At 57.1% G+C, this 4,329-nt stretch carries 5 protein-coding genes; 1 reads left to right on the top strand and 4 read right to left on the bottom strand.

Annotated elements, in window-relative coordinates; translation table 11 throughout:
- From Q3981_RS03555 to pyrR, 4 genes are all read right to left on the bottom strand, one after another.
- Positions 1–257 (bottom strand): carbamoyl-phosphate synthase domain-containing protein (locus Q3981_RS03555; protein ID WP_303123965.1); only part of this gene is annotated, 257 nt, incomplete at its 3' end.
- Positions 257–1,621, bottom strand: coding sequence for a dihydroorotase (locus Q3981_RS03550; RefSeq protein ID WP_303123964.1), 1,365 nt, complete (start codon positions 1,619–1,621; stop codon positions 257–259). The genes Q3981_RS03550 and Q3981_RS03555, both read right to left, overlap by 1 nt.
- A gap of 1 nt (position 1,622) precedes the next feature.
- Positions 1,623–2,579, bottom strand: coding sequence for an aspartate carbamoyltransferase catalytic subunit (locus Q3981_RS03545; RefSeq protein WP_303123963.1), 957 nt, complete (start codon positions 2,577–2,579; stop codon positions 1,623–1,625).
- Positions 2,576–3,229 (bottom strand): bifunctional pyr operon transcriptional regulator/uracil phosphoribosyltransferase PyrR, encoded by a 654-nt coding sequence (pyrR, locus tag Q3981_RS03540; protein ID WP_303123961.1) that lies wholly within the window; start codon positions 3,227–3,229, stop codon positions 2,576–2,578. Before pyrR ends, Q3981_RS03545 begins: the two co-directional genes overlap by 4 nt.
- A gap of 417 nt (positions 3,230–3,646) precedes the next feature.
- Here pyrR and Q3981_RS03535 point away from each other — a divergent pair.
- The coding region (locus Q3981_RS03535) for a phosphatase PAP2 family protein (protein WP_303123958.1) at positions 3,647–4,329 on the top strand (683 nt) is incomplete at its 3' end.

Here is a 4,329-nt window from a genome sequence, read left to right as displayed (position 1 = left end):
CCGGTGTTTCCGATTTGTGGTGCGGTCGCGCACACTAACTGACGACGATACGACGGATCCGTCATCGTCTCCTGGTACCCGGTCATGCCCGTGGTGAAGACGGCCTCGCCAAGGGCACGGCCTGTGGCCCCAAAGGATGTGCCGCGGAAAACGCGTCCATCAGCGAGAACGAGAACGGCGGGAAGACTCCCCGACTGAGCGTCGGCATGAGAGGAATGAGAGCCGGTCGTGTGTAGCGATGTGGGCGATGTACTCACTAGTGAACCTTTCTGTCCAAGGGCTGGGAGGCTTCACCGTCTAGGCAGGTGATGTGCCCACGGAGAATCGTGGTGGTGACTTTGGCGCGGAATTCCATGCCCTCGTACGGAGTGTTATCGGCTTTGGAAGCGAGGTCCTTCCCGCTGGCTACCCACCGGTGATCGGGATCAATCGCGGTCAGGTTGGCTGGCTCGCCAACCGCGATAGGACGGCCCTGCCCCGGAAGCCGGACGATTTCTGCCGGGCGTTCGGACATCACCGTGGCGACAAAACGCCAATCTTCCAGTCCCGTTTCGACAAAGAGCTGGGAGATGATGCTCAGTGATGTTTCCAGCCCCAGCATTCCCGGCCGTGCATGGTCGAACTCACAGCATTTTTCTTCGGATCCGTGCGGGGCGTGGTCGGTGGCGACACAATCGATAATGCGGTCACGCAACGCATCACGAAGTGCGAGAACATCCCGCTCTTCGCGAAGAGGCGGGTTAACTTTGTTGACACCGTCATAGGTGCGGAGTCGCTCATCGGTAAGGATAAGGTGATGGGGCGTGACCTCAGCGGTGACAGGAAGTCCCTGTTCTTTGGCCCATTTCACCAAGGAGACCGTACCTTCGGTGGACGCGTGACAAATATGGACGCGACCGCCATAGTCCCTGGTCATGATGGAATCGCGAGCGACAATAGATTCTTCCGCAACGCGTGGCCATCCGCGAAGCCCGAGCTCAGCGGCGACCGTTCCCTCATGGGCAACAGCCCCCTGGGTTAACCGTGCGTCTTCACAATGCTGGGCGAGTAAAACGTCGAGCCCCTTGGCATATTCCACAGCTCGGCGCATCACCTCGGGGTCATTCACGCATGTTCCGTCGTCGGAGAACATCCGAACTTTAGCTTCTGAATTCCGCATCATGCCGAGTTCAGCAAGCTCTTTCCCTTCACGTTGTCTCGTGATGGCTCCGACGGGATGGACGTCGCAGAGGCCGATATTTTGCCCCTTGTACCACACCGATTCGACGATGGATGGGTCGTCCATCACGGGTTTGGTATTCGGCATGGTGAAGACCGCGGTGAAACCGCCACGCGCTGCAGCTTGGGAGCCGGTCAACAACGTTTCTGTATCTTCACGGCCCGGTTCGCGCAGATGGACGTGGATGTCAACGAATCCTGGCAACAAAACCTGACCGGACAAGTCCAAAACTTGAGTACCCTCGGGTGCGTCGATTTTTGGGGCAATTTCCGCGATGACGCCGTCGGTAATCAGAACCGACGTGGGGTTGCCTTCACCGTACGGGCGCACTCCTGTGAGAAGGATCGAACCGCGTGCAGGTGGTGCCTGTGTGCCGGTTTCCGGCCACGACTGAGCACTCAATTTATGACTCCTTCGTTGTGTGAGATTGTCCGTGGGTACCGATGATGAGCGAGAACAAGACCGCCATGCGGACGTGGACGCCATTGTTGACCTGTTGCAAAACCGCAGTTCGGGGGGCATCCGCTACGGAGTAATTAATCTCCATGCCGCGAAGCATGGGCCCCGGGTGCATGATGATGGCCTTATCTTTCATCTTGGCCTCACGCGCGGTGCTCATTCCGTATAACGTGGCGTATTCGCGGTGGCTGGGGAAGAACCCTCCGGCCATGCGTTCGGCTTGAACACGCAGCATCATGACGGCATCGGCGTCGGCAAGCTCAGAATCCATGTCATAGGAAATCCGGACCGGCCACGTCTCTACCCCATACGGGAGCAGCGTCGGTGGGGCAACGTACACAACTTCCGCCCCCAGTTTTGTCAATAACTCGGCATTAGAACGCGCGACGCGCGAGTGGAGGATATCCCCCACGATCACGATTTTCCGCCCGTCGATTCCACCGAGGCGTTGACGAAGAGTGAGCGCGTCCAACAGCGCCTGCGTCGGGTGTTGATGGGCACCATCACCAGCGTTGATGACGCTGGGACCGTCCCCGTTGGGAGCCACCCAGTGCGCCAATTGTTGCGCCGCTCCGGAGCTGGGATGGCGAATGATGAGAGCGTCGGCACCAATCGCCGTGAGAGTTAAACCGGTGTCTTGGAGGGACTCCCCTTTTTTCACGCTTGACGATGATGCGCTGATGTTGATGACGTCGGCGCTCATCCACTTTCCTGCTGTTTCAAAGCTGGATCGCGTTCGTGTGGAGTTTTCGTAGAACACGGTGAAGATTGTGCGGCCTCGAAGGGTGGGCAGCTTCTTGAGTTCGCGTCCTTCGAGAGCTTCTTTGAAGTTCTGGGCTTCGTCTAAGAGGCCAGTGATTTCATCGGCAGAAAGATCCGCCATCGAGAGAAGGTGCTTCATGAGTTGCTCCCCTCATGAGCGGAGTTCTCCCCCGCTGTTTCGTCCGCCGACGACGATGAACCGCTGGTAGTTGGCCGGCGCAGCACAACACCGTCATGGCCGTCGAGTTCTTCAAGGGAGACGATAACGTCTTCTGAACGGGATGTCGGAATATTTTTCCCGACATAGTCCGCGCGGATGGGCAGTTCGCGGTGACCTCGGTCCACCACGACAGCAAGCTGGACGATGCTGGCGCGACCGATATCACGTAACGCATCTAGCGCTGATCGCACGCTCCGACCGGAGTACAGAACATCGTCGACAAGAATGACGGTTTTTCCGTCGATTCCGTCGTCGGGAATTGATGTGCGTTGGAGAGCTCGGTGGGGTTTATGACGAAGATCATCGCGGTAGAGGGTGATGTCCAATGCCCCCGTGTCTACTGTGACTCCCGCGAACTCGTGAATGAGGTGAGCTAATCGCTCGGCTAAGGGAACGCCCCCACTGGGAATTCCCAAAAGGACGACGCGCTTGGCGTCGTCGGCATCCAGTGCTGTTTTTTCGATTATCTGGTGCGCGATGCGTGCAACAGTACGGCCGACGTCGTCGGATGAGAGAATTTCTGTCTCCATCGCGTCGGTAGTCGGCGTAGACGTACGTGCTGTATTCATCGTGACCTCCTTCCCTGCCTCTCGGTGCAGTCCGTTAAAGGATGTCACTCCTAATGATGTGAAATTGTTGATATCGCTCAGGACTTTACCACGGCCATGAGACGATTGCAGGCTTTCTCAACCCTCATTTGTGTGTACCTGTGTGTATCGGTTCACGTGCTTTGACGCATATGAACAGTGTTTCTGGATTACGTCGAGTGAAGCCGAGTACCCTCGACACGTTATCTTTTGTCGGTCGACTCTGCTCAGCATTGTCACCTTTTGAAGAGTAAGGATGTCAGGACTATGGCAGAAGGAGAACGTCCCACCAGCGTTCCATCTGTGGAGCCCACACACGAAGCTGAGCTATCTCAATCTTCTCGGCCAGCGAAACAGAGTCCGAAAGAGTTTCGCCCCATCCTCCCACCGTTCAGGTACATGTCGACGAAACAGCTCACGTTTACCCGTCGGCTTGCTGTCTCTGTCTGGGTACTTGGACTCATAGCGTGGATCACATTTCGAGGATGGCCTTTTGGCCGTTCAACGCTGTTTATTGTGTTAACTAGCGGGCTTGCTGCACTGTCAATCGGACGCCGCCACCTCTATCAATTGATCGTTGACTGGAGCCCGTTCTTCCTGTTTCTTGTTGCGTATGACAACACGAGAACGTGGTCTTTGCAGCTTGGACTGCCCGTTCATTGGCACCTAGCTCCGGATATCGATAAGGCGATGTTCGGCGCCGTCCCCACGGTCTGGTTGCAGGAGCAGATTCGCTTCGAGAACCCGCCGTGGTGGGAACTTATCTTGGCCATTGTCTACATCTCTTACTTTGTGACGCCATATATTATGGCCTTCGGCGAATGGCTCCGGTCTCGCGCCGATTTCGCGCGCTTCGCTGCCGGCATGTTGACGGTGTCGTTCATTGGGCTTATCGGCTATGTGTTCGTACCTGCCGCGCCCCCCTGGGCTGCTGGTCGATGTGCACCTGCGGATGTTGCCGACGGGCCACGCAGTGTCCGATGCATGTTCGTCGACGATCACGCTGGTGAGGGATCCATCCTCGGCCCTGTTCACGCAAAGCACGATGACACTCACCCGTGGGTTGAGCGCCTGAGTGCTCG

Origin of the sequence: Corynebacterium sp. (genome assembly GCF_030530965.1) — a bacterium.
In the GTDB taxonomy this organism is placed as follows: domain Bacteria; phylum Actinomycetota; class Actinomycetes; order Mycobacteriales; family Mycobacteriaceae; genus Corynebacterium.
This window is presented reverse-complemented; position numbering and strand designations above follow the sequence as displayed.